Consider the following 23,338-nt stretch of genomic DNA (forward strand, 5'->3'; position numbering starts at 1 on the left):
GTAGGCCCGAGCGCATGCGCGCCGAGCGCCACCGCCCTGGCCGCCAGCGGAATGTCCGCCGTAATGACGATGTCGTTGGCTTTAGCATTCTCGACGATCCAGTCGTCGGCAGCGTCTGCGGCGGTCTTCGGCACCACGACATGCCTGATCATCGGGTCGCGCGACGGCCTCAGGCCGCCATTCGACACGAAGGTGACGACCAGTCCGAGCCGCTCGGCGACTTTCTCTACCTCCGCCTTCACCGGACAGGCGTCGGCATCGACATAGATGACTGGCTGCTCCATCGGCACTAGAGCTGCAGGTTCCTGGCCAGCGCCGCGCCCGCGCCGAGCGCACGCAGCTTTCCAGTCGCGACGGCCCGCGACAGCGGCGCCATCCCGCAATTGGTGCAGGGCTGGATGCGCTCTGCGTCGGCATATCCCAGCGCCTCGGCGATGGTCGCCGCCACCTGCTCAGGCGTCTCGACCAGGTTGGACGCCACATCGATAACGCCGACCAGCAGTTCCTTATCCGGCAGAAGGCCGATCAGCGAGATCGGCACGCGCGAGTTGGCGCATTCCAGAGAGACCTGGCGGATCGAGGAGGCGTTGATGGCGGGAAATATCGCCTCATACTGCCGCCATTCCGAACCCAGCGTCTCCTTCCACTTCAAATTGGCCTCGATGCCGTAGCCGTAGCAGATATGCACGGCCGTCGCGCAGCGCAGTCCACGCGCGGCGCGTTCCAGCGCCGCGATGCCCCACTCGTTCACCTCGTCCATGAATACGTTGAAGGCGGGCTCGTCGAACTGGATCACGTCGACGCCGGCAGCCTCGAGCTCCAGCGCCTCCTCGTTCAGGATTTCCGCAAAAGCCATCGCCATGTCGGCTCGCCGGCCGTAATGCGCGTCGGCAAGCGTGTCGCAGATGGTCATCGGGCCGGGCAGGGTGAATTTCAGACGCTTTTGCGTGTGCCCGCGGCAGAATGCTGCCTGGTCGCCATGCACCGGGCCGCTGCGCCGCAGCCTGCCGGTCACGGTCGGCACCTCCGCCTCGTAGCGGTTGTTGCGGATGCCCATCTTGGTCATCAGCGTCCAGTCTATGCCTTCCACCGTCTCCAGGAAGCCGTGCACGAAGTGCGTGCGGAACTGCTCGCCGTCCGACACCGTCTCGATGCCGGCGTCCTCCTGCTCCTTGATCCAGATCAGCGCCGCGTCGCGCTTGGCGCTGTCGAGCTCTTCGCCCTCCAGCTTCCATTTCGGCCAGAGCTTTTCGGTCTCGGCCAGCCATCCCGGCTTTGGAAGGCTGCCTGCGATCGTCGGTGGAAACAGCATTGATCTCTCCCCTCGATGCGCTCCGTCCGGCATGGCGAAGCTGGTTATTGCGGCAGGTGGCAACGGACGAACTGGGCCTCGCCGTCGGCGCCAGGCGTGGAAATGCTTAGGGCGTTTTCGTCCGGCATGGCGAACCGGATCTTCCGCTCCTCGGTATTGCCCTCTGCAATGCAGGAGGCGGTCACGGTGGCTTCGCCGTCCGTCAGATCCTGGGCGGCGAAATTGCAGACGCTTTCGTAGCGGCGGATCGTTGTCGGCGTGATCACGGCGAAAAGCTGGACCGGCTCGACATCGATCCGCGCGCAGGACGTAGCATCCGCCGCCCACACACCGACATAGTCAGCGCCGATGCCGGCCGGACGCGCCCGTGCGGCCGCGCGGGTGTCGGATTTGAGCTGGTCGGCCGGCGCCAGTTCGGCGTCCGGGTCGCCGGTCGGGGCGGACGGCGTACCGGCCGCTTCGTCGATGCGCTTCTCCAACTCGGCTACCGCGGTGTCGAAGTCCTTCCGCGCCTGCTTGATGATCTCCTCGACGCTCCGGCCGATCTCCTTGGCGATCTCGCCGGCGCGATCCAGCGCCGGGCCGGCGTCCTTCAACGCCTCCCGGCCCTGGTCGGCCAGATCCTGCGCCCCTTCGCGCAGCGCCTCGCCGGCCTCGCGCAGTTCGCGTCCGACTTCCTCGGCCGTGCCAGGTGCTTGATCAGGCTGTTCGGGCGCGCCTTCCTCGGTCTGCTGGGCAGTGTCGGCCGCCTGCTCCTCGCCGCAAGCGGTGAGCAGGAGCGCCGACGCCAGCGCGGCCGGTAGAGCTAGTCTGGAAATCCGCATCATGAATCCTTCCCAGGTCCCGCCGCCTCAGTAGATTACCACACTCCTGATGCTTTCGCCCTTGTGCATCAGGTCGAAACCCTTGTTGATGTCCTCGAGCGGCATCGTGTGGGTGATCATCGGGTCGATCTGGATCTTGCCCTCCATATACCAGTCGACGATCTTCGGCACGTCGGTGCGGCCGCGCGCGCCGCCGAAGGCGGTACCCATCCACGTCCGCCCGGTGACGAGCTGGAACGGTCGCGTCGCGATTTCCTGGCCCGCTCCGGCGACCCCGATGATGATGGACTTGCCCCATCCGCGATGGCTCGCCTCCAGCGCCTGGCGCATCACCTTCACATTCCCGGTGCAGTCGAATGTGTAGTCCGCACCGCCGATCTGGTCGGCGCCGCGCTTGGTCATGTTGACGAGATAGGGCACGATGTCGCCGTCGATCTCCTTCGGATTGACGAAATGCGTCATGCCGAAGCGCTCGCCCCATGCCTTGCGGTCATTGTTGATGTCGACGCCGATGATCATGTCGGCCCCGGCGAGCTTCAGGCCCTGCAGGACGTTCAGTCCTATGCCGCCCAGCCCGAAGACCACCGCCGTCGCGCCGATCTCGACCTTGGCCGTGTTGATCACCGCGCCGATGCCGGTGGTCACGCCGCAGCCGATATAGCAGATCTTGTCGAAGGGCGCGTCTGGATTGACCTTGGCCAGTGCGATCTCGGGCAGGACCGTGAAATTGGAGAAGGTCGAGCAGCCCATATAGTGAAAGATCTTTTCGCCGCCGACCGAAAACCGGCTGGTGCCGTCCGGCATCAGGCCCTGGCCCTGGGTGGCGCGGATCGCCGTGCACAAATTGGTCTTGCGTGACAGGCATGAAGGGCACTGCCGGCATTCCGGCGTATAGAGCGGGATGACGTGGTCGCCCTTTTTCAGGCTCGACACGCCGCGGCCGACATCGACCACCACGCCGGCGCCCTCATGGCCGAGAATGGCTGGGAAAATGCCTTCCGGGTCCGCTCCCGACAGTGTGAACTCGTCGGTATGGCAGATGCCGGTCGCCTTGATCTCGACCAGAACCTCGCCCTCGCGCGGCCCCTCCAGGTCGACTTCCATGATCTCCAGCGGTTTTCCTGCCCCAACAGCTACGGCGGCGCGTGTTTTCATTGTCAGTCTCCGAATTCGAATTCGGGCGCAAACTTTCAGCTTTTCACCGCCCGATCAAGCACTCATGACGTGTGGAGCACCGGCCTTTCGGCATAGCCGGGACGCGGTTCCCACGCTAAGCATCTGCCATGGCGGCAAATCTCCTGTTTGCAGCGATTCTCAACCTCCTGACCTTCCTCATCCACGCGATGGGGCTGGTCGCGCTCACCCGCCTGATGAATTTCCTCGTTGCACGTCCCGTCCTGGAAAGTCGTTCATGGGCCAAGGTGGCGGCGCTGCTGGTACTGGCGTCCGGTCTCATGATCCTCCTCTGCGTGGAAATGGCGCTGTGGGCGGCATGCCTTGTCGGCGTAGCCGCCTTCGCCGATTTCGACACTGCTTTCTATTTCTCGACGTCGGCTTTCGCGACCATTGGCTTCGGCGATGTCGCCCCGGCGGAAAGCTGGCGTTTGCTCGCCTCACTGGAAGGCGTCACCGGCTTCCTGATCATCGGCTGGTCGGCAGCCTATCTGGTCACCTCCGGCATCCGCTTCGGCCCGTTCGAGCGCGACATGCATTTCTGAGTTGGATGAGCGGCGGCGGCTGATCCTTGGCGGCTTCTGTCAGCAGCGTTTGAACCGAACGCATCGTCTCGCCATTAATCTCCCGGCCAAGCGGCCGTCGTGCTCGATGGAGAGAAACCGTGTATGACCTTTCCGGTAAAGTGGCGATTATCACCGGCGCGGCAACCGGCCTCGGGGAGGCGATAGCGGTTCGGCTGTTCGATCAGGGCGCGGCTGTCGTCGTGGCAGGGCGCGATGAAAAGGGTGGCCGTGCGGTGGCGGATCGCCTCGACCCTTCCGGTCAGCGCGCGACCGCCATCGTCGCCGATGTTCGCGATCACCTTGCAATGAAGAACCTCGTCGATCGGACGGTAGAGCGCTTTGGCGCGCTGCATTTCGCCGTCAACAATGCCGGCATTACCGGCCCGCACGGCATAGCCGTGCCGGATTACGCGATCGAAGACTGGAACGATATCATTGCAACGGATCTGGGCGGGGTATTCTTCGGGCTCAAATACGAGATTCCGGCGATTATTCGAAGCGGCGGCGGAGCGATCGTCAACATGTCATCGGCGAACGGCGTGGTAGGCGTCGCCGGGCTCGCGCCCTACACGGCGGCCAAGCACGGCATCATTGGCCTGACCCGATCGGTGGCCCTCGAATTCGCCGATAAGGGAGTGCGCATCAACGCGTTGGGACCAGGCTATGTCGACACACCCAGGATGCGCGAGACCCCCGAAGATGCGCTGAAGGAAATCGCCGCGGCGCATCCCATGGGGCGGATGGCGCGGACGGACGAAGTGGCAAGCCTCGTAGCGTTTCTGCTGTCGGACGACAGTTCATTTGTTACCGGCGCTTTCTATCCTATGGATGGTGGCTACACGGCACGGTAATTGAAGGGACTTCATATTTCTTCGGGCTGTGTGCCTGCGTATGAGTGTCGGCGCTCCTCGCCCTTGAGCCGCCGTCATCTTCTCCATATGAAGGTGACGAAGTCCGGGGAAAACGCAGCTGATGTTCAAGAAAATCCTGATCGCCAATCGCGGCGAGATCGCCTGCCGCGTCATCAAGACTGCGAAGAAAATGGGCATAGCCACGGTCGCCGTCTATTCCGACGCCGATCGCGATGCGATCCATGTCGAGATGGCCAACGAGGCGGTGCATATCGGGCCGGCGGCTGCGTCGCAAAGCTATCTCGTGCCGGAGAAGATCATCGAAGCCTGCAAGGCCACGGGCGCCGAAGCCGTGCACCCCGGCTACGGTTTCCTGTCCGAGCGCGCCTCCTTCTGCGAGACGCTGGAAGCGGAGGGGATCGTCTTCATAGGCCCCAAGCCCAAGGCGATCCGCGCCATGGGCGACAAGATCGAATCGAAGAAATTCGCCAACGCCGCCAAAGTCTCAACCGTGCCGGGCTTTCTCGGCGTAATCGAAGACGCCGCCCATGCCGAAAAGATTGCCGGCGAGATCGGCTATCCCGTCATGATCAAGGCCTCGGCCGGCGGCGGCGGCAAGGGCATGCGCATCGCCTGGTCGAAGCGCGAGGTGCGCGACGGCTTCCAGTCGTCGAAAAACGAGGCCAAGAGTTCGTTCGGCGACGACCGCGTCTTCATCGAAAAGTTCATTGTCGATCCGCGCCACATCGAGATCCAGGTTCTTGGCGACGCGCACGGCAACTGCATCTATTTCGGCGAACGCGAATGCTCGATCCAGCGCCGCAACCAGAAGGTCGTGGAGGAAGCGCCGTCGCCCTTTCTCGACGAGAAGACACGGCGCGCCATGGGCGAGCAGGCGGTCGCGCTTGCCAAGGCGGTGGACTATCAGAGCGCCGGCACGGTCGAGTTCATTGTCGACGCGGAGAAAAACTTCTATTTCCTTGAAATGAATACGCGTTTGCAGGTCGAGCACCCGGTGACGGAACTCATCACCGGCATTGATCTGGTCGAGCAGATGATCCGGATCGCGGCAGGCGAGAAGCTGGCGATCAGGCAAAGCGACGTGAAATTGACCGGCTGGGCGGTCGAAAGCCGGCTCTATGCCGAAGACCCGTACCGCAACTTCCTGCCGTCGATCGGACGCCTGACGCGCTACCGCCCGCCGGAGGAAGGCAGATCCGGCGACATCGTCATCCGCAACGACACCGGCGTCACCGAAGGCTCCGAGATTTCGATGCACTACGATCCGATGATCGCAAAACTCTGCACCTGGGCGCCCGACCGGCTGCGGGCCATCGACGCGATGTCGGAGGCTCTCGATAATTTCGTGGTCGACGGCATCGAGCACAACATCCCGTTCCTCGCCGCCCTGATGCGGCATCCGCGCTGGCGCGAGGGCCGTATCTCGACGGCCTTTATCGCCGAGGAATATCCGGACGGCTTCGCGCCGATCGTTCCGGATGACGATGAAAAGGCGGTGCTGGCGGCGGTGGCCACAGCCGTCGAACTTCTGCGGCGCGATCGGCTCGACCGGCTGTCGGGCAGGCTCGCGCCGCATTCCGGCGCGCTGAAACCCGACTGGGTGGTCCGCCTCGGCAATGAATATCTGAACGTTGCGCTCGGCGAAGGCATGGTGTCGATCCCGCTCGAAATGGACATCTCGGTGGAGGAGGGCGCTCCGCTAACGGTCGCGTCAGACTGGCGGCCGGGAGAGTCGGTCTGGCGCGGAACCGTCGGCGGGCGCCAAGTCGCCGCGCAAATCCGCCCTGTTGAGAACGGCGTCCGCATCGCCTGGAAAGGCATGGCGGGGACGGCTCGTGTGATGCGCCCGCGCACCGCCGAGCTCGACCGCCTGATGCCGGCAAAGATCGCGCCCGACACCTCGAAACTGCTGCTTTGCCCGATGCCGGGGCTGGTGGTCTCGATCCTCGTCGCCGAGGCGCAGGAGGTGAAGGCCGGCGAAATGCTGGCGGTGGTCGAGGCGATGAAGATGGAAAACGTGCTGCGCGCCGAACGCGACCTGACCGTCGCGAAGATCAATGCAAGGCCCGGCGACAGCCTGGCCGTCGACGCCGTGATCATGGAGTTCTCGTAGGATGGACGCATCTCCGGGCCGCCAGGCCGTTCTTTTCGACCTCGACGGAACTCTGACGGACCCGTTCGTCGGCATCACAAGGTCGCTCGGCTATGCGCTGGAAAAGCTCGGCCGCACCGCGCCGCCGGCGGATGACCTGCGCTGGTGCATCGGTCCGCCGATCCAGTCCTCCTTCGCGGTGCTGCTCGAAACCGAGGACGCCGCCGTGATCGGCGAAGCCGTCCGGCTCTACCGCGAACGCTATTCGGCAATCGGCAAGTTCGAGAACACGCTGATCGAAGGCATCCCGAATGTGCTGGCCGAACTCGTTGCCGACGGCTTCTTCCTGGCGGTCGCGACCTCGAAGCTGAAAACCTATGCCGGCGAAATCATCGACCATTTCGACCTTCGCCGCTATTTCAAAGTCGTCCACGGCTCCGAACTGGACGGCCAAAACTCCGTCAAGGCCGAACTCATCTCCCACATACTCGCCGTCGAAGCTCTCGACGCCCGCCGCACCGTGATGATCGGCGACCGTTCGCACGATGTGGCCGGCGCCAACGCCAACGGCGTCCTGGCCATCGGCGTGCTCTGGGGCTACGGCGACAGGCAGGAACTCGAGACCGCCGGCGCCGCCCGCATCATCGCCAGCCCGGCCGAATTGCGCGGATCGATCGCCGCGCTGTTGTGAGCGAGGCGATGGAGGCTGGTAACGGCGCGTAGCGGTGTCCACTTTGCAGCGTTTCCTGTTTTCTTTATAATTCAAAACATTCGAATGTTTCGGAGGTTCGGAAATGCGCGTCACATCCGCGGAATTCATCAAGAAATACGGTAGCGTCACCGATGCGGCCCTGTCCGAGCCGGTAACGATCACCCGCAACGGCCGACCGCGACTGGTGCTGATCTCGGCGGACGAATATGAGCGGCTGAAGCGGCGCGATCGGAGGGTGGTGTCGATCGAAGACATCACCGATGAAGACCTGAAACTCATCGAAGATTCCAGGATGGAAGCCGGACATGAGGAACTCGACGAGGAATTGAAAGGCTGGCGACCTTGAGCTGGCCGGACCCGAAACCCGGTCTCGTTATTCGCTATTCCTATCTCTGGCTTTCCGAAGCCGCCTCTGGCCGCGAAGAAGGCTTGAAAGACCGCCCGTGCGCGATCGTTGTTGTCACCGCCGGCGTTGACGAGCGAAAACGCGTGCTGGCGTTGCCGATCACCCATTCGCCGCCCAGAGACATGGAATTTTCTATCGAATTGCCGCTGGAGACGAAACGAAGGCTCCGCCTCGATGATCAACGTTCCTGGATCATGTTGAGTGAATGGAATGATTTCCTGTGGCCTGGCCCAGACCTTCGCCCACTGCCGGGAAAAGGGCAGGAGACAGTAGCGCTTGGCTATCTGCCACCAAGCCTATTTGAACACACGCGGCAACGTTTCTTGACACTTGCGCGCAAACAGTTGGCCAAACGGGTTAGCCGCACCGAATAGAGCCAAGACATGTTCGGGTTGCGCTGCAGGCCCACCTAAAACCCTGTGGCCGGCGTCCATTCAGGCTGGACTGGCGCGGCGCATTCCCGGACAATACATCTCACCTTTCCCTGAGTCCTTCGAGCGGCAAAAAACCATGGCGGATGAGAGACTTCCACGCGATCCGCTGATGCGGGAGGCGATGGCCAGGACCGCAGCGCCGGCTCCAGCCAGCCGCGCGTTCATCCATCTGCGCGTCCATTCCGCCTATTCGCTGCTCGAAGGCGCGCTGCCGATCGGCAAGATCGTCGGCCATGCCGTCAAGGACAGCGCGCCGGCCATCGCCATCACCGATACCAACAATCTGTTCGGCGCGCTCGAATTCGCCCAGAAGACGGTCAAGGAAGGCATCCAGCCCATCATCGGCTGCCAGGTTGACTTGCTTTTCGCCGGCGAGGCCAATGAAGCCTCACGCGGCAACGGCCACCGCCGCCAGGGTCCCGACCTCTATCCCGTCGTCCTCATCGCCGCCACCGAGGCCGGCTACGGCAATCTGGTGCGCCTGGTCAGCCGCGCCTATCTCGACACGCCGCCCGGCGAGCCCGTCCAGATCACCACCGAATGGCTGGCCGACATGTCGGACGGGCTGATCTGCCTCACCGGTGGGCCGCGCGGGCCGATCGGCTCGGCGCTCAAGGCCGGCCATGCGGATCTCGCCGAAAGCCGGCTGCAATCGCTGATCTCGCTGTTTGCCGACCGGCTCTATGTCGAGCTCGAGCGCGTCTCCGGCTACGACCGCGCGCTCGAGGCCGCTACCGTCGATCTCGCTTACCGTCTGGCTCTTCCGCTGGTCGCCACCAACGAGGCGTTCTTTCCCGCCCGCGAGGACTATGAAGCGCATGACGCTCTGATCGCCATCGCTGATGGCTCCGTTATCGCCTCGGACGAGCGGCGGCGGCTCTCGTCCGACAATTTTCTGAAGAGCCAGAAGGAGATGGCGGAGCTTTTTGCCGATCTGCCGGAAGCGATCGACAACACGGTCGAGATCGCCATGCGCTGCTCCTACTATCCGAGGAAGCGCGCGCCGATCCTGCCGCGCTTCACCGGCGGCGACGAGGCCGACCCGACCGCCGCGCTCAAGGCCGAGGCCGACGAGCTGCGCCGCCAGGCTCGCGAAGGCCTGCAGATGCGCTTCGAGACCGCCGGGCTGACGCCGGGCTACACCGAGGACCAGTACCGCGAGCGGCTGGAATTCGAGCTCGGCATCATCGAGCGGATGAAATTCCCCGGCTACTTCCTCATCGTCGCCGACTTCATCAAATGGGCGAAGGCGCAAGGCATTCCCGTCGGCCCGGGCCGCGGCTCCGGCGCCGGCTCGCTCGTAGCCTATGCGCTCACCATCACCGACATCGACCCGCTGCGCTTCTCCTTGCTGTTCGAGCGCTTCCTCAACCCCGACCGCGTCTCGATGCCCGACTTCGACATCGACTTCTGCCAGGATCGCCGCGAGGAGGTGATCCGCTACGTCCAGGGCAAGTACGGCCGCGACCAGGTCGGCCAGATCATCACTTTCGGCACGCTGCAGGCGCGCGCCGTGCTGCGCGACGTAGGCCGCGTGCTGCAAATGCCGTACGGTCAGGTCGACCGCCTCTGCAAGATGGTGCCGCAGAACCCGGCCAATCCCGTAAAACTCGCCGAAGCGGTGGCTAACGAGCCGCGCTTCGCCGAGGAGGCGGAGAAGGAGCCGATCGTCCAGACCCTGCTCGACATGGCGCAGAAGCTGGAAGGCCTCTACCGCCACGCCTCGACCCATGCCGCCGGCATCGTCATCGGCGACCGCCCGCTGTCGGAACTGGTGCCGATGTACCGCGATCCGCGCTCCGACATGCCGGTCACCCAGTTCAACATGAAGCTGGTCGAGGACGCCGGCCTGGTGAAGTTCGACTTCCTCGGCCTGAAGACGCTCACCGTGCTCGAAACCACGGTGAAAATGCTGCGCCGCCGCGGCGTCGAGATCGACCTGGCAAAACTCCCGCTCGACGACGAGAAGACTTACGCCATGCTGTCGCGCGGCGAGACCGTCGGCATCTTCCAGGTGGAATCGGCCGGCATGCGCAAGGCGCTGATCGGCATGAAGCCCGACCGCATCGAGGACATCATCGCGCTGGTGGCCCTCTACCGACCCGGCCCGATGGAGAACATCCCGACCTACAACGCCCGAAAACACGGCGAGGAGGAGATCGCCTCCATCCACCCGATGATCGACCATCTGGTCCGCGAGACTCAAGGCGTCATCGTCTACCAGGAACAGGTCATGCAGATCGCGCAGGAGCTTGCCGGCTATTCGCTCGGCGAAGCCGACCTGCTGCGCCGCGCCATGGGCAAGAAGATCCGCTCCGAGATGGACCAGCAGCGCGCGCGGTTTGTCTCGGGCGCGATGGAAAAGGGCCTCGCCAAGCCGCAGGCCGACTTCATCTTCGACCTGCTCGCGAAATTCGCCGACTACGGCTTCAACAAGTCGCACGCCGCGGCTTACGCGGTGGTCTCCTACCAGACCGCCTACATGAAGGCGCATTATCCGGTCGAGTTCCTGGCCGCCTCGATGACGCTCGACATGTCGAACACCGACAAGCTGGCCGATTTCCGCCAGGACGCCATGCGCATGGGCATAGACGTCGTGCCGCCCTCGGTCATGACCTCGTTCGGCGACTTCGAGGTCGAGGAAAATCGCATCTTTTATGCGCTGGCGGCCTTGAAGGGCGTCGGCGAGGCGGCGGTCGAGCACATCGTCGAAAAGCGCCGCGAAAAGCCCTTCGCCAGCCTTGCGGATTTTTGCGAGCGCATCGACCCGAAGATCGTCGGCAAGCGCGTCTTCGAAAGCCTGATCACCGCCGGCGCGCTGGATTGCTTCGGCCATGAGCGCGCCGCCATGATGGCGGGCGTCGAGCGCATGATGGGGCTCGCCGCCCGCGCCCAGGAGAACGCCGCTTCCGGCCAGGCCGACATCTTTGGCGTCTCGCTCGCCGGCCAGTCGCAGACGCTCATTCTGCCCGCGGCCGACGCATGGCTTCCGGCCGACCGCCTGCACCGCGAGTTCCAGGTCGTCGGCTTCTACCTCTCGGCCCATCCGCTCGACGAATACAAGGCGGTACTTGAGCGGATGCGGGTGCAGAACTACGCCGATTTCTCGCTGGCCGTGAAGCGCGGCGCCTCCGCCGGCCGGCTCGCCGGCACCGTCACCTCCAGGCAGGAGCGCAAGACCCGCACCGGCAACAAGATGGGCGTGGTGGCGCTGTCCGACACCACCGGGCAATATGAGGCGGTGCTGTTTTCGGAAGGGCTGGCGCAATATCGCGACCTGCTGGAGGCCGGCCGCTCGGTGGTCATCACCGTCGCCGCCGAGGACCGCCCGGAAGGCATAAACCTCCGCATCCAGACCGTGCATTCGCTGGAGGACGAGGCGAGCCGCGTGCAGAAAGCGCTGCGCATCTTCGTCCGCGACGACCGCCCGGTGCCGGCGCTGCAATCGCAGCTCACGGTCAAGGGCGACGGCCAGGTCAGCGTCGTGGTGATAAAGCCGGAAGGGCAGGGCGAGATCGAGATAGGCCTGCCCGACCGCTACCGCATCTCCCCCCAGATCGCGTCGGCAATGCGCGCCGTGCCGGGGGTGGTGGAGGTGGAGTTGGTGTGAGGGGGCGGGCTTCTGGCCCAATCCCCAGCCACTACCGGAGTTGCAGGAAGCAAAACCGCTCGACCAGACGGACAAGATCCTTCTGCGTCCGGCAGTTTGTTTTAGCCAGCACTGCCTTCAACTGCTGGCGTGCCGTATCGACCTTGATCCCCCGTTGCCTGGCATGGAGGGAAAGATCGCGGCCCGCGGATACGGCGGCGAGCACGAACTCCTCGCTCGGGCTCAACCCGAACAGGCTCGCGAAGTGGGAAATCTCAATATTTGTCGGCCCCTGCTGCAGCGATAAAGGCGTCAGGATCACAAGCAGGCAGGCGTAGCCGCCGGCCATATCGTGCCCTTCGTTCAAAGGAAGGAAACGCACGCCCGTTTGTTCTCCATCGGGCGACACCGTCAAGCCGGCCGCGACGGCGGCGGGCGGGGCAAGTCCGCCACGCAGGGCAGCGAGGTGCCTGCCGAGCAGGTCGTTCAACGCCGAATCGCGAAACGACAACCGATTCGATACGAGGCGGATAATGCGGCGGAGTGCCATTGCCTCTGCCTCGCCGTTTGCAAATGCAATCCGGCCGTCAGGCGTGAGGATGAGAACGGCGCGCCCGCTCGCCGACCAGAGATTCCCCAGCAGGTTCGTCCGCGACCTGTGTCCGCCAAGTTCGACGGCGATCCGGACTGCTTGGCGGAAATGAGGCAGCAGCAATCGGATGAAGTCGATATCGTCGCGTTGGAACGGCGTTTTCGTATTTCGCGAGAAGCCGAGCCAGGTGAGGTGCCCCTCCAGCCCAAGCTTGGCTCCTGTTATCTCATAGAGTTTGTGAGCCCGCTGGTATTCGTGGAAGAGCGGGCTGGCCAACCGCTCTTCTTCCGTCCACACGTCTTGATCTCGAATGATGCGTCCGGGTGTCGCCGCGGTAAGCCTCGGGACCCGAACATCGTCGGCGAAGTAGTGGTCCAGATACTCCCGGTGTGCCGCAGGGTCCTGCCGCTCCAATAACCCTAGCGGTTCGGCTCCAGTGGTGGTGTCAAGCACCATCAAGTGGGTGCTCTCGGCCTCGATCATATCGGCGACCGCATTCACCGTGCTTGACCAGAGTTCCGGCTCCAGCGCCGCCTCATAAAGGCGGTGCAACACCTTTAAAATTCTCTCAGAATCTCTCTGCACACCCCACCTGCCCCTGCTCAACGTAACGGGGACGATCCGCGCAGGCAACCGCCAGGGGCTTCAGACCGAGTTCGAAGATCGAGGTGATCGTCCAATCAGCCGGACTGCCAGGAATGGACGGGTGAAGACCAAACCAGGAATGGATTGCTCTTGCTCCATGCACTTCACAGACTGGCTCGGCGAAAGGAGGCCGGCTTTTCCAAGAAGAAATGCTCGGCTTTTACCCCATATGGGGGAAGCCCGGTCAGAACCCCGGCCACTAGTTTGCGGTGGGGCGGCACAGCCAATGGATTCGGCAAACCTTCCGCCCCGTTCCTTGCAATGCACATGGTGGGTGGGCTCGATGGCAACTCTTTCAGTATTTTTCCCCGATGGTCTGTATCCGGAGGATTTCGATCCTCCGATCCCCGCGGACGTCAATCCGCCGCTCCCGGCCTTGCTGGATTTCAGCGGTTCCGCGGTGATTTCTTCCGAAATGGATGCGCAGACGATCCAGTTGGCGAATGGTCTGGTGGCCAAGTTCGTAGGCACGGACCTGACATATGCGGGCACGCGGCCAACAGGTGGCACGCTCACCGGATTTCAGCTTCTGCTGAGCGATGGGGCGACTGTCTATCAGGAGGTCACCGGGCTCGATCGATCCTTTGTGGACGCCTACGATGCGTTGGACTTCTTCAGCGATGGCCAGTTCGGTTTTTGGCTGCTGGCCGGCCACGACACGCTCAACGGGTCCAACGGCGACGATGATCTGTTCGGCGGCGCCGGTGACGACACCCTGATCGGTGGCGATGGACACGACTTCCTCAACGGCGGCGCCGGAACCGACAGCTACATTGGCGGTGAAGGCAACGATCAGATCACTTTCCATGACGCCCATATGGATCCCGCGGCCTACCTCGGTGTCTTCGTCGATGCGGTCAATCAGACACTCATCGATTCCTGGGGCAATGCCGAGACCTTCGAGAGCATCGAAGCCTTCCGAGGCTCGATGTATGGAGATCGATTCATCGGCTCCGACACCGATGAAGCGTTCTTCGGGCTCGGCGGCAACGATATCATCGACGGCGGCGGCGGCATCGACGAGGTCCGCTACGATCGCGACATTCGCATCGGCGGCGAGAGCGGCGTTACCGTCGACCTTTCGCAGGGTGCGGCAATCGACGGATTTGGGCGTGTTGATACGCTGATCAACGTAGAGCGCGTCCGCGGTACGATTTTCAACGACACGCTGACGGGCGACGGCAATGACAATAGACTGCGTGGTGAGGATGGGAACGACATCCTTAACGGCGGGCTGGGCAACGACGTCGTTGTTGGCGGTGGCGGGAACGATTTCGTCAATGGCGGCGCCGGCGACGATGTGATGGATGGCGGCGGCGGAAACGACGTCTTCATCGTCGCGGCAGCGGGAGACGTGACCATCGAGGGCGAGAACCAGGGGACCGACACGGTTCGCACGTACATCAATTGGGTTCTGTCCGACAATATCGAGCGCCTGGAGATGCTTGGCTCTGCTGCGCAAGGTTCCGGGAACGCCCTGAACAACACCCTTGTCGGAAACTCACTTGCCAATGTTCTGAGTGGCGCGGGTGGGAACGACTACATGGTCGGTCGTGCCGGGAACGATACACTCAGTGGCGGCGACGGCAATGACACGCTGATCGGCGGTGCGGGAGCCGACAGCCTTTCTGGCGGCGCCGGGCTCGACAAGTTCATCTTCCAGGCCATCTCCGATAGCCCTGTCGGCCCTGGCCTGCGCGATACCATCAGCGGATTTGCCCATGGGGAGGACCTCATCAGTCTTTCGTCGCTCGATGCCAACCTCTCTGCGGCCGGCAACCAGGCTTTCTCATTCATAGGGACCTCGGGCTTCTCCGGCGCGGCTGGTCAGCTCCGCTATTCGGCCTATGGCAACGTCTGTCTCGTCGACGGCGACATCAACGGCGACAAGCTGGCGGACTTCCAGATCGCCGTGAGCGGGACCAACTGGATGACAGGCGCGGATTTCATCTTGTGAAGCCGAGCTGGAGAAGGCGCCCGCCAGCCTGAGGTCTGTTGAGTGTCTGCACACGGAGCTGCGTTGGGATCGAAATCGTTCCTGAACAAGAGAAAGGCGAAGGGGTCGAAGGATCGGGAGCGCTCTTTGACAAAGGCCAGACGGTGAAAACGGGCGTGGCGATGATGAAGTGCGCGCCTCTCCCTTCTCCCCTTGTGGGAGAAGGTGGATTGGCGCGAAGCGCCAAGACGGATGAGGGGTGTTGGAAGAAACGATGCGGGGAAATTGGAACCAACATGCGATCGATCGTGAGGCTTAGCGCTCCGTCCAGCACCCCTCATCCGACCGCCCCTTCGACAAGCTCAGGGCCGGCCACCTTCTCCCACAGGGGGAGAAGGCAGAAAAAGAATCAAATCCGTCCCCAAGGATGCCGCACTTCGGGCTCGTCGTCCTCCTCCGGACCCGTGGGACGGCCGCGATGGCCGCGCCCAAAAGTGTATCCCGTCTCCACCGCCCGCCCGCCGAATTTCTCGCACAGCGCGTCGATCGCGCCCTCGGCCATGGCGCGTTTTCGGGACTGGACGTCGACCAGATCCGGCGGGTCGGCCTTTTCCGAGCCGGAAAGGTCGGAAACGCCGATGCCGAGCAGCCGGTATTTTGTCCCGTCGGTCTCCTTCTCCAGCAATTGCAGTCCGGTCTGGAAAATCCGGTCGGCAAGCCGGGTCGGATCGCCGAGCTGGCGGTTGCGCGTGCGCAGCTTGAAATCCTGCGTCTTCAGCTTCAGCACCACCGTGCGCCCGGCGATCCCCGCCTTCTTCAGCCGCGCCGAGACTTTTTCGGACAGCGCCCTGAGGATCGGCACGAGGTCGGTGGGCGAGGCGAGGTCGGTGTCGAAGGTCGTCTCGGCCGAAACGCTCTTGGCGTCTTGCTCGGGATGCACGCGGCGCTCGTCCATGCCGCGCGACAGGTGAAAAAGCCGGTCGCCCATCGCGCCGTAGCGCCGCATCAGCTCGCCGCGCTCCAGCCGCTGCAACTGCCCGATCAGGCGGATGCCGTCGCGCTCCAGCGTCGCCGCGAACGCCTTGCCGACGCCCCAGATCAGCGTCACCGGCTGCTCCGCCAGGAAACCCACGGCCTCCGCCTCGCCGATGACCGAAAAACCGCGCGGCTTGCGGAAATCCGACGCCACTTTGGCCAGGAACTTGCAGTAGGACAGCCCGGCCGAGACGGTGATGCCGATCTCCCCCTCGACGGCGGCCGCGAAGCCTGCCAGCACCAGCGCCGGCGGCCTGCCATGCAGCCGCGCTGTGCCGGCAAGGTCCAGAAACGCCTCGTCGATCGAGATCGGCTCGACCAGCGGGGTGAGCGCCAGCATCATTTCGCGCACCTCGCGCCCGACGCGGACATATTTCTCCATGTCGGGCTTCACCACCACCGCCTCGGGGCAGGCTTCCAGCGCCTTGAACATCGGCATCGCCGAGCGCACGCCGTGGATGCGGGCGATGTAGCAGCAGGTCGAGACGACGCCGCGCTTGCCCCCGCCGATGATCACCGGCCGATCCTTCAGCGCCGGGTTGTCGCGCTTTTCCACCGCCGCGTAGAAGGCGTCGCAGTCGATATGCGCGATCTCCAGCGAATAGAGCTCCGGATGCCGGGCAAGCCGCGGGCTGCCGCAGCTTGCGCAGCGCGTCGTTGCGCGCGGCTGCGGGGCGAGGCAGTCGCGGCAAAAACCATGCATTGGATCGTTGACAGGGAGGGTCATCGCTGCGAACATATGCGGAACATCGCAAATGGTAGGATAGCTGACGCCCGCCGGCAAGGCGGCGGCCGCGGAGGTGCTTCATGGTCCCCGACATTCGCCCGCTTACCCCCGATCTGTGGCCGGCCTTCGAGGATCTGTTCGGCAAGCAGGGCGCCTGCTACGGCTGCTGGTGCACCTATTTCCGGCTGCCGCCGGCCGCCCGGCGCGACAGCAGCAATGTCCGCAACAAGGATTTCATCCGCGCCCGTATCGAATCAGGACCGCCGCCCGGCCTTCTGGCTCTCGAGGACGGAATTGCCTCCGGCTGGATGCAGATCGGCCCGCGCGCCGACGTGCCGCAGTGGAACAACAAGGGCAGGGGCTCCGCACCGGTTGATCCGGCCGATGCCGCCGATCCCGCCGTCTGGGCGATCTCCTGCTTCTTCATCCGCAACAGCGCGCGCGGCAGGGGCCACACTCACCATCTGGTCGCGGCCGGCGTCGATTTTGCCAGGAAAAGCAGCGCGCGCTTCCTCGAAGCCTGCCCGATGGACCAGTCGAAGGATTCGCGTTCGCTCGGCCTGTTCGTCGGCTCGACGCGCGTTTTCGAAAAGGCCGGCTTCGAGCGGCTCGCCGAGCGCAAGGCCGGCCGGCCGCTGATGCGCCTCGTTCTGTGATCCTGGGGTAGGCTCAGGTCGAGATGTCGTGGCGGTCGTCGCCGAGCGGCAAATAGCGGATGGCTTTCGCAACATCTGCAGGCGCCACGCCCGATTCGGCCGCGAAGCGAAGCAGGGTCGGCTCATGCGCCAATATGAACTGCAGCACGCCGGCCAGGAATCCAGGCTCGCGCGCCGCATGGCGGATCGCCTGCGCCTCGATGCCGGTGATCGCCAGGAAGCGCGGCAGGAGCTCCGGGTCGGCGGCCACGAAGCCCAGCGCCTCTATGGCGATCCGTTCGGCGTTCTCGCGTGTGGAGACATTGTTGGCCATATCGGCTTTCGTGAGGTTAGAATGGAAACTCAACTTCGAAGTATCCGCAACCGCCCCGCCCGGCAAGGCCGCCGGCCGCCCTGCGATCATCGACGAGAAGCCCTGATGCGTTTCGGCGCCCAGGTTTCCGTTTCGTCAATCATCTTGGGTTAGCCTTGCGGCGGGGTTTGATGCACCTTGGCGGGTGCATGGTGGTCGCGGATGCGAAAGCAGCGATCGGGACGGGAATTCTATGACCAAGAAAGTGATGATCGTCGAGGATAACGAGCTGAACATGAAGCTCTTTCGTGACCTGATAGAGGCCAGCGGCTACGACACGGTGCGCACGCGCAACGGTTTGGAAGCGCTCGATCTCGCCCGCCAGCACAGGCCGGACCTGATCCTGATGGACATCCAGCTGCCCGAGGTCTCCGGCCTCGAAGTGACCAAATGGCTGAAGGAGGACGACGACCTTCACACCATTCCGGTCATCGCGGTCACCGCTTTCGCCATGAAGGGCGACGAGGAGCGCATCCGCCAGGGCGGTTGCGAGGCCTACATTTCCAAGCCGATCTCGGTGCCGCGCTTCGTCGAAACGATCAAATCCTATCTGGGCGACGCCTGATGCCCGTTCCGGAGCTTGAGTAGCATGACCGCCCGCATCCTCGTCGTCGACGACATTCCGGCCAATGTGAAGCTGCTCGAGGTGAGGCTTCTGGCCGAATATTTCGAGGTGCTGACCGCGACCAGCGGGCCGGACGCGATCGAGACCTGCGAGAACGGCAAGGTCGACGTCGTGCTGCTCGACGTGATGATGCCCGACATGGACGGTTTCGAGGTCTGCCGCCGGCTGAAGAACGACCCGGCCACCTCGCACATCCCGGTGGTGATGATCACCGCGCTCGATCAGGTTTCCGACCGTATCCGCGGCCTCGAAGCCGGCGCCGACGATTTCCTGACCAAGCCGGTCAGCGATCTCCAGCTGATGACCCGCGTGAAAAGCCTGGTCCGCCTGAAGATGCTCACCGACGAATTGCGCCTGCGCGCCTCGACCACGCGCAACATCGGCATAGAGGAGTTGTTGAGCCGCAAGCCCGCCGCCGAGGAGACGCGGCCGAAGGTGCTTCTGATCGACGAGCGCCAGTCCTCCTGCGACCGCGTCAGGAAGATGCTGCGCGACACGGCCGATCTCGATGTCGCCACCGATCCGCATGCCGGCTTCTTTCAGGCGGCGGAGGAGCCCTATGAATGCGTCATCGTCTCGACCTCGTTTGCCGATTTCGATCCGCTGCGGCTCTGCTCGCAGTTGCGCTCGCTCGACCGCACGCGCTTCCTGCCGATCATACTGCTGGCGGAGGAGGGCGAGGATGCGCGCCTGATCCGCGGCCTCGAACTCGGCATCAATGATTATCTGATCCGGCCGATCGACCAGCAGGAGCTGATCGCCAGGCTGCGCACCCAGGTCCGGCGCAAGCGCTACAACGACCATCTGCGCGCCAGCGTCACTCAGACCATCGAGATGGCGGTAACCGACGGGTTGACCGGTTTGCACAACCGGCGTTACCTCGACAGCCATCTGCAGACGCTGTTCGACCGCGCGGTGGCGCGCCGGCGGCCGCTGTCGGTGATGATCACCGACCTCGACCGCTTCAAGCTGATCAACGACACCCACGGCCATGATGGCGGCGACGACGTGCTGCGCGAATTCGCCAGGCGGCTGCGCAAGAATGTGCGCGGCATCGACCTTGCCTGCCGTTTCGGCGGCGAGGAATTCGTCGTGGTGATGCCCGACACCGATGGCGGGGTCGCCGAAAAGGTGGCCGAGCGCATCCGCGCCGAGATCGCGCAGACGCCGTTTCCGGTCGGCAAATCGGGCCAGACGATGGACGTCACGGTCAGCGTCGGCGTCTCGTCGCTGAAGCGCGGAGCCGACACGGTCGAAGCGTTGATGAAGCGGGCCGACCTGGCGCTCTACGAGGCCAAGACCGGCGGCCGCAACCGGGTGGTCGCCAAGGCGGCCTGATGCCGCCCGCCGCGGGTAAAAAAACGAGCCCCCCGACCGAGAATTTAACCTTGTTCCAAGCGAATCGGCAGGCTTGGTTAAGAAACTATTGATTTTTATAAGCTCTTGCGCAAATGTCTTGTTGAAGCGCCGGTGCGAGGGACGTTGCCGCGGCGCAAGCGGATGCCCCATGATGCTCAGGTCCGCCGCATCTCCTGGGTCCATGGGGTTGGCCGGCCGGCACTGACAATTAGTGGCCTCCTCGTACCGCTGTCAGATCGCCGGCCGGCCCCCTTTTCCCCAACGGACGCAACCCAGACTCGCGTGGGCCAAGGCAGGCAACAAAAAAGCCGCCCGAAGGCGGCTTTGCATTACCCGTTCAGGGCGAAGATTACTTGATCTTCGTTTCCTTGAATTCGACGTGCTTCTTGGCGACCGGATCGTACTTGCGGAAGGACAGTTTGTCCGTCTTGGTGCGGCTGTTCTTGCTGGTCACGTAGAAGAAGCCGGTATCGGCGGTCGACAGAAGCTTGATCTTGATGTTTGCGGCTTTGGCCATGATTTTCGTCCGTTAATGTGTCTGGAGTTCGAGCCGGCGGAACACGGGCGATCACCCGGACGCGGAAAACTTGGCGCGACACATAAAGAACGTTGCCGGAATGTCAAGTCCGCTGCCGGGTTCAAGACAAGTGAGATGGCGGCAGTAGCATCTCAGTCTGAATTTCGGCTGTGTGGGTGTGATGAGCAGCCGTAGCCTATAGGGCCGGCTGTCTGCTAGATGTCGGCCTGCCCAGACGATCAAGAGAGATGCAATTGGATACCGCACGAGACCGCGCAACGCTGGATTTCTACTCCGCATCGGCCCCGGTGTATGTAGCGAGCGGGATCGGAAGGGTCAGCAGGCATCTTGCCTCCTTTCTCGATCTACTCCCGCCGGAAGCGCGCGTTTTGGAACTTGGCTGCGGCGGAGGGCGAGATGCCGAAGCGATGATCGCTGCAGGGTTCGAGGTCGATCCAACGGACGGTACGCCTGAAATCGCCCGAAAGGCCGAGGAACGCCTTGGCCGAAACGTCCGCGTTATGCGCTTTGATGAGCTTGATGCCGTTGAGGTTTATGACGCCGTTTGGGCGAGTGCGAGCCTGCTGCACGTGCCCCGAGAGGCCCTGCCGCAAATCCTCGCGCTTGTCTTCAAGGCGTTGAAACCCGGCGGCCTGCACTTCGCCAGTTACAAGGGTGGGGGCACGGAAGGGCGCGACCGTTACGGTCGTTACTTCAACTATCTCTCGCGAGAGGACGTCACCGATGCATATCGCTGCTCCGGTCCGTGGGAAATCGTTTCAGTGACCGAGCACCTGGGAGGCGGCTATGATGGTCAGCAAGGGCCCTGGGTTGCCATTACAGTGCGCAAGCCTGAATAGGCGAGGTCGGCCGTGAGCCAAAATTCAAACTGAGACACTACCCCGGCGGCCGTCGAGCGGGTTCGGCAACACAGTTTGATCCGTGCTACCGCCCGCGCGCGGCGATGCGGTTGACGGCGAGCACGATGTAGGCGGCGAAGAACAGGGCCAGCGACCAGCCGAAGCCGTCGGGTCCGGCGAGATCCATGCCGATGCCGATCGCCTGCGGGCCGAGCACCATCCCGAGCCCGTAGCAAAGCACGAAGGCGGCATTGGCGTTGGCAAGGTCATGGCCGGAAAGCCGGGAGCCGAGATGCGCCAGCCCGATCGTGTAGAGCGCCGCCACCACGCCGCCCCATACGAACAGCAGCGCCGCCATCAGATGCCAGTTGCCCGCGACGAGCGGCAGCACGATCATGCCGGCAAGGCCCACCGTCGCGCAGGCCAGCAGCAGATGCCGGCGGTCGCGAATGCGGTCGCTGACCATGCCGAGCGGGATCTGCATGAAGACATTGCCGAGCCCGATCATGGTGAGGAGCAGCGCAGCGTCGCCCTCCGAATAGCCGATGCGGCTGCCATAGACCGGAAACAGCGCGAACCCGCCGGTCTCCACAGCGCCGAAAACCAGCACCGCGGCCGTCGCGGTCGGCACCAGCCAGATATAGCGGAAGAAGTCGCGCGAACCGTTGCCGCCGGCTATGATCTTCGGGCTTTCGCGCCATGCAGCCAGCACCGGAATCGTGGCCAGCATGACCAGTACGAACACCGCGCCGAAAGGAAGAAAGCCGCTGCTGCCCATCTGCGAGAACAGCCAGGGTCCGGCCGCGAAGCCGAGCGACAGCACGGTCGCATAAATGCCGAGCACGAAGCCGCGCTTTTCGGGCGGCGCCGAGGTGCTGATCCAGAATTCGGACAGGATGAAAAGCACGGTCAGCGCGATGTGCAGAACCACGCGCAACGGAAACCACATCCAGAAGGCAGTGGCGAAATAGAAGCCGACAAAGGCGAGCGCACCGGCGACGATCATCGCCAGCATCGTCCAGACGACGCCGAAGCGCACCGCGAGCGGGGTCGCGAGCGGCGCCGCCGCGATCGAAGCGAGGCCGGCGACCGCCGTATTGAGGCCGATCATGCTGGCCGAGTGGCCGCGCGTCTCCAGGATGATGCTGAGCAGCGGCATGCCCAGCCCTATGGCGATGCCGACAACGCTGATCGAGGCGATGGCCGCCGAGATCGACAGCCAGCGCATGCGCGCCTCCTCGGCCTGCGGTTGAATGATCTCAGACATTGTTGGCCGGGAAAGTTAGAGGACGTCGCGGACGAAGCGGTTGCGGATCATGCGGTAGAACGGCACCGCGCCGCCCGGCCTCAGCAACGGGTCCTCTGTCAGCCGCTTTTCGAGTTCGTCCAGCACCGTCCTCGTAATCGTCGGAACGTCGGCCTCCTTGGCTTCGCCGAGCGGCAGCCAGACAAGCTCTTCGAGTTCGTTGGTCGGCCCGCCATCCGCGAGTTCGACCGCCACGTCGCTTCGCCATGCCGCCAGGAAGCGCGTGTCGAAGCGGCGCACCCGCCCGGGCGGAGTGATCGCGCGGGCTACAAAGCGCAGGACCTCGAGCGAGGGCTGCACGCCTTGATCGGCAAAGCCCTGCCAGTCGGGTTTTGCCGTCGCGAACGGTCCCTTGCGGCCGATCAGCAGGCCGGCCTCCTCGTAGGTTTCGCGTATCGCCGACATGGCGATGGCGCGGGCGCGGGCAGGGCTTGTGCGTCCCGGCGCTCCGGTCAGCTTGGCTTCCTCGTCTGGATGAAGGTTTTCGGCAACGGGCACGCGGCTGTCGGCCGGGTCGGTGCGGCCGCCTGGAAAGACGAATTTTCCGGGCATGAAGGCGTGGCGCGAATGGCGGCGGCCCATCAGTACCCGGATTTCGCCGCCCTCTTGGTCGAGCAGGATGAGGGTCGCCGCATCGCGCGGCCGCAACGGTCCGGGGCCGAGCGCGAAATCGCGCGATTCGGCCTTGTCGACCTGCTTTCTGGTCATGCCGTCCATGCAAAGTTCCTACCGTGCCGCCCGCCGGAAC

Annotated in this window: 22 protein-coding genes; 12 read left to right on the plus strand and 10 right to left on the minus strand. The window is 63.8% G+C overall.

The annotated features are described in order from the left end of the window. The 4 genes from MAXJ12_RS20330 to MAXJ12_RS20345 form a co-directional block, all read right to left on the minus strand. Window positions 1–284 (minus strand): DUF188 domain-containing protein (locus tag MAXJ12_RS20330; RefSeq protein WP_008837855.1); only part of this gene is annotated, 284 nt, incomplete at its 3' end. A 5-nt stretch (window positions 285–289) separates the two neighbouring features. Continuing rightward, complete coding sequence (locus tag MAXJ12_RS20335) at window positions 290–1,312, minus strand: methionine synthase (RefSeq protein WP_008837856.1); 1,023 nt, start codon at window positions 1,310–1,312, stop codon at window positions 290–292. A gap of 44 nt (window positions 1,313–1,356) precedes the next feature. Next, complete coding sequence (locus MAXJ12_RS20340) at window positions 1,357–2,139, minus strand: hypothetical protein (protein WP_008837857.1); 783 nt, start codon at window positions 2,137–2,139, stop codon at window positions 1,357–1,359. A 24-nt stretch (window positions 2,140–2,163) separates the two neighbouring features. Continuing rightward, a complete protein-coding gene (locus MAXJ12_RS20345; RefSeq protein ID WP_008837858.1) occupies window positions 2,164–3,291 on the minus strand; it encodes an S-(hydroxymethyl)glutathione dehydrogenase/class III alcohol dehydrogenase in 1,128 nt (375 codons plus the stop codon). Between the two features lie 128 nt (window positions 3,292–3,419). Between MAXJ12_RS20345 and MAXJ12_RS20350 the strand changes: the two genes are divergently transcribed. The 7 genes from MAXJ12_RS20350 (at window position 3,420) to dnaE (ending at window position 12,001) form a co-directional block, all read left to right on the plus strand. After that, entirely contained in the window at window positions 3,420–3,854 is a 435-nt protein-coding gene (locus MAXJ12_RS20350; RefSeq protein ID WP_008837859.1) for an ion channel, read from the plus strand. Window positions 3,855–3,973: 119 nt separating this feature from the next. Beyond that, the gene (locus tag MAXJ12_RS20355) at window positions 3,974–4,726 is read left to right on the plus strand and encodes an SDR family NAD(P)-dependent oxidoreductase (RefSeq protein WP_008837860.1); all 753 of its coding nucleotides are present in this window, start codon (window positions 3,974–3,976) and stop codon (window positions 4,724–4,726) included. Window positions 4,727–4,847: 121 nt separating this feature from the next. Next, window positions 4,848–6,860, plus strand: a complete 2,013-nt coding sequence (locus tag MAXJ12_RS20360; protein ID WP_008837861.1) for an acetyl-CoA carboxylase biotin carboxylase subunit — start codon at window positions 4,848–4,850, stop codon at window positions 6,858–6,860. A 1-nt stretch (window position 6,861) separates the two neighbouring features. Beyond that, window positions 6,862–7,530 carry an HAD hydrolase-like protein gene (locus tag MAXJ12_RS20365; protein ID WP_008837862.1) on the plus strand — a complete coding sequence of 223 codons (669 nt, stop codon included), beginning with the start codon at window positions 6,862–6,864 and terminating at the stop codon, window positions 7,528–7,530. A gap of 103 nt (window positions 7,531–7,633) precedes the next feature. Next, window positions 7,634–7,897, plus strand: a complete 264-nt coding sequence (locus MAXJ12_RS20370; protein WP_008837863.1) for a type II toxin-antitoxin system Phd/YefM family antitoxin — start codon at window positions 7,634–7,636, stop codon at window positions 7,895–7,897. Beyond that, window positions 7,894–8,331, plus strand: a complete 438-nt coding sequence (locus MAXJ12_RS20375) for a hypothetical protein (RefSeq protein WP_008837864.1) — start codon at window positions 7,894–7,896, stop codon at window positions 8,329–8,331. Before MAXJ12_RS20370 ends, MAXJ12_RS20375 begins: the two co-directional genes overlap by 4 nt. Window positions 8,332–8,467: 136 nt before the next feature. Then, window positions 8,468–12,001: a DNA polymerase III subunit alpha gene (gene dnaE / locus MAXJ12_RS20380; protein WP_008837865.1), complete on the plus strand. Its 3,534-nt coding sequence runs from the start codon at window positions 8,468–8,470 to the stop codon at window positions 11,999–12,001. Between the two features lie 31 nt (window positions 12,002–12,032). On the opposite strand, the gene MAXJ12_RS20385 is transcribed toward dnaE, so the two are convergent. Further along, window positions 12,033–13,127, minus strand: a complete 1,095-nt coding sequence (locus MAXJ12_RS20385; protein ID WP_008837866.1) for a helix-turn-helix transcriptional regulator — start codon at window positions 13,125–13,127, stop codon at window positions 12,033–12,035. A gap of 151 nt (window positions 13,128–13,278) precedes the next feature. On the opposite strand from MAXJ12_RS20385, the gene MAXJ12_RS39675 reads away from it, so the two are divergent. Next, window positions 13,279–15,174 carry a calcium-binding protein gene (locus MAXJ12_RS39675; RefSeq protein ID WP_139043962.1) on the plus strand — a complete coding sequence of 632 codons (1,896 nt, stop codon included), beginning with the start codon at window positions 13,279–13,281 and terminating at the stop codon, window positions 15,172–15,174. Window positions 15,175–15,562: 388 nt separating this feature from the next. On the opposite strand, the gene MAXJ12_RS20395 is transcribed toward MAXJ12_RS39675, so the two are convergent. After that, on the minus strand, window positions 15,563–16,927 hold the full coding sequence (locus MAXJ12_RS20395) for a DNA polymerase IV (RefSeq protein ID WP_050898864.1): 1,365 nt from the start codon (window positions 16,925–16,927) through the stop codon (window positions 15,563–15,565). 68 nt (window positions 16,928–16,995) lie between these two features. On the opposite strand from MAXJ12_RS20395, the gene MAXJ12_RS20400 reads away from it, so the two are divergent. Next, window positions 16,996–17,571, plus strand: coding sequence for a GNAT family N-acetyltransferase (locus tag MAXJ12_RS20400; RefSeq protein ID WP_008837869.1), 576 nt, complete (start codon window positions 16,996–16,998; stop codon window positions 17,569–17,571). A gap of 13 nt (window positions 17,572–17,584) precedes the next feature. Here MAXJ12_RS20400 and MAXJ12_RS20405 read toward each other — a convergent pair whose 3' ends face one another. After that, entirely contained in the window at window positions 17,585–17,884 is a 300-nt protein-coding gene (locus MAXJ12_RS20405) for a DUF3572 domain-containing protein (RefSeq protein WP_008837870.1), read from the minus strand. Between the two features lie 232 nt (window positions 17,885–18,116). On the opposite strand from MAXJ12_RS20405, the gene MAXJ12_RS20410 reads away from it, so the two are divergent. Together MAXJ12_RS20410 and MAXJ12_RS20415 are read left to right on the plus strand one after the other, a co-directional pair. Beyond that, on the plus strand, window positions 18,117–18,488 hold the full coding sequence (locus MAXJ12_RS20410) for a response regulator (protein WP_008837872.1): 372 nt from the start codon (window positions 18,117–18,119) through the stop codon (window positions 18,486–18,488). A gap of 24 nt (window positions 18,489–18,512) precedes the next feature. Further along, window positions 18,513–19,886 (plus strand): PleD family two-component system response regulator, encoded by a 1,374-nt coding sequence (locus tag MAXJ12_RS20415; RefSeq protein ID WP_008837873.1) that lies wholly within the window; start codon window positions 18,513–18,515, stop codon window positions 19,884–19,886. 370 nt (window positions 19,887–20,256) lie between these two features. Here the strand turns inward: MAXJ12_RS20415 and rpmG are convergent, their stop codons facing one another. Next, a complete protein-coding gene (rpmG, locus tag MAXJ12_RS20420; RefSeq protein WP_006201775.1) occupies window positions 20,257–20,424 on the minus strand; it encodes a 50S ribosomal protein L33 in 168 nt (55 codons plus the stop codon). Between the two features lie 248 nt (window positions 20,425–20,672). Here rpmG and MAXJ12_RS35365 point away from each other — a divergent pair, with 248 nt between their 5' ends. Beyond that, a complete protein-coding gene (locus MAXJ12_RS35365) occupies window positions 20,673–21,284 on the plus strand; it encodes a class I SAM-dependent methyltransferase (protein ID WP_139043963.1) in 612 nt (203 codons plus the stop codon). 85 nt (window positions 21,285–21,369) lie between these two features. Here the strand turns inward: MAXJ12_RS35365 and MAXJ12_RS20430 are convergent, their stop codons facing one another. Then, window positions 21,370–22,551, minus strand: coding sequence for an MFS transporter (locus MAXJ12_RS20430; RefSeq protein WP_008837875.1), 1,182 nt, complete (start codon window positions 22,549–22,551; stop codon window positions 21,370–21,372). A gap of 15 nt (window positions 22,552–22,566) precedes the next feature. Further along, on the minus strand, window positions 22,567–23,307 hold the full coding sequence (locus tag MAXJ12_RS20435; protein ID WP_008837876.1) for an NUDIX hydrolase: 741 nt from the start codon (window positions 23,305–23,307) through the stop codon (window positions 22,567–22,569). Window positions 23,308–23,338 lie beyond the last annotated feature (31 nt).

Origin of the sequence: Mesorhizobium alhagi CCNWXJ12-2 (assembly GCF_000236565.1) — a bacterium.
In the GTDB taxonomy this organism is placed as follows: Bacteria; Pseudomonadota; Alphaproteobacteria; order Rhizobiales; family Rhizobiaceae; genus Allomesorhizobium; species Allomesorhizobium alhagi.

What these genes read in the sequence shown, in the direction of transcription:
- MAXJ12_RS20335 (WP_008837856.1), bottom strand. Translation starts at nt 1,312, where the DNA reads ATGCTGTTTCCACCGACGATCGCAGGCAGCCTTCCAAAGCCGGGATGG.
- MAXJ12_RS20340 (WP_008837857.1), bottom strand. Translation starts at nt 2,139, where the DNA reads ATGATGCGGATTTCCAGACTAGCTCTACCGGCCGCGCTGGCGTCGGCG.
- MAXJ12_RS20345 (WP_008837858.1), bottom strand. Translation starts at nt 3,291, where the DNA reads ATGAAAACACGCGCCGCCGTAGCTGTTGGGGCAGGAAAACCGCTGGAG.
- MAXJ12_RS20350 (WP_008837859.1), top strand. Translation starts at nt 3,420, where the DNA reads ATGGCGGCAAATCTCCTGTTTGCAGCGATTCTCAACCTCCTGACCTTC.
- MAXJ12_RS20360 (WP_008837861.1), top strand. Translation starts at nt 4,848, where the DNA reads ATGTTCAAGAAAATCCTGATCGCCAATCGCGGCGAGATCGCCTGCCGC.
- MAXJ12_RS20365 (WP_008837862.1), top strand. Translation starts at nt 6,862, where the DNA reads ATGGACGCATCTCCGGGCCGCCAGGCCGTTCTTTTCGACCTCGACGGA.
- MAXJ12_RS20370 (WP_008837863.1), top strand. Translation starts at nt 7,634, where the DNA reads ATGCGCGTCACATCCGCGGAATTCATCAAGAAATACGGTAGCGTCACC.
- dnaE (WP_008837865.1), top strand. Translation starts at nt 8,468, where the DNA reads ATGGCGGATGAGAGACTTCCACGCGATCCGCTGATGCGGGAGGCGATG.
- MAXJ12_RS20395 (WP_050898864.1), bottom strand. Translation starts at nt 16,927, where the DNA reads ATGTTCGCAGCGATGACCCTCCCTGTCAACGATCCAATGCATGGTTTT.
- MAXJ12_RS20400 (WP_008837869.1), top strand. Translation starts at nt 16,996, where the DNA reads ATGGTCCCCGACATTCGCCCGCTTACCCCCGATCTGTGGCCGGCCTTC.
- MAXJ12_RS20405 (WP_008837870.1), bottom strand. Translation starts at nt 17,884, where the DNA reads ATGGCCAACAATGTCTCCACACGCGAGAACGCCGAACGGATCGCCATA.
- MAXJ12_RS20410 (WP_008837872.1), top strand. Translation starts at nt 18,117, where the DNA reads ATGACCAAGAAAGTGATGATCGTCGAGGATAACGAGCTGAACATGAAG.
- MAXJ12_RS20415 (WP_008837873.1), top strand. Translation starts at nt 18,513, where the DNA reads ATGACCGCCCGCATCCTCGTCGTCGACGACATTCCGGCCAATGTGAAG.
- rpmG (WP_006201775.1), bottom strand. Translation starts at nt 20,424, where the DNA reads ATGGCCAAAGCCGCAAACATCAAGATCAAGCTTCTGTCGACCGCCGAT.
- MAXJ12_RS35365 (WP_139043963.1), top strand. Translation starts at nt 20,673, where the DNA reads ATGCAATTGGATACCGCACGAGACCGCGCAACGCTGGATTTCTACTCC.
- MAXJ12_RS20430 (WP_008837875.1), bottom strand. Translation starts at nt 22,551, where the DNA reads ATGTCTGAGATCATTCAACCGCAGGCCGAGGAGGCGCGCATGCGCTGG.
- MAXJ12_RS20435 (WP_008837876.1), bottom strand. Translation starts at nt 23,307, where the DNA reads ATGGACGGCATGACCAGAAAGCAGGTCGACAAGGCCGAATCGCGCGAT.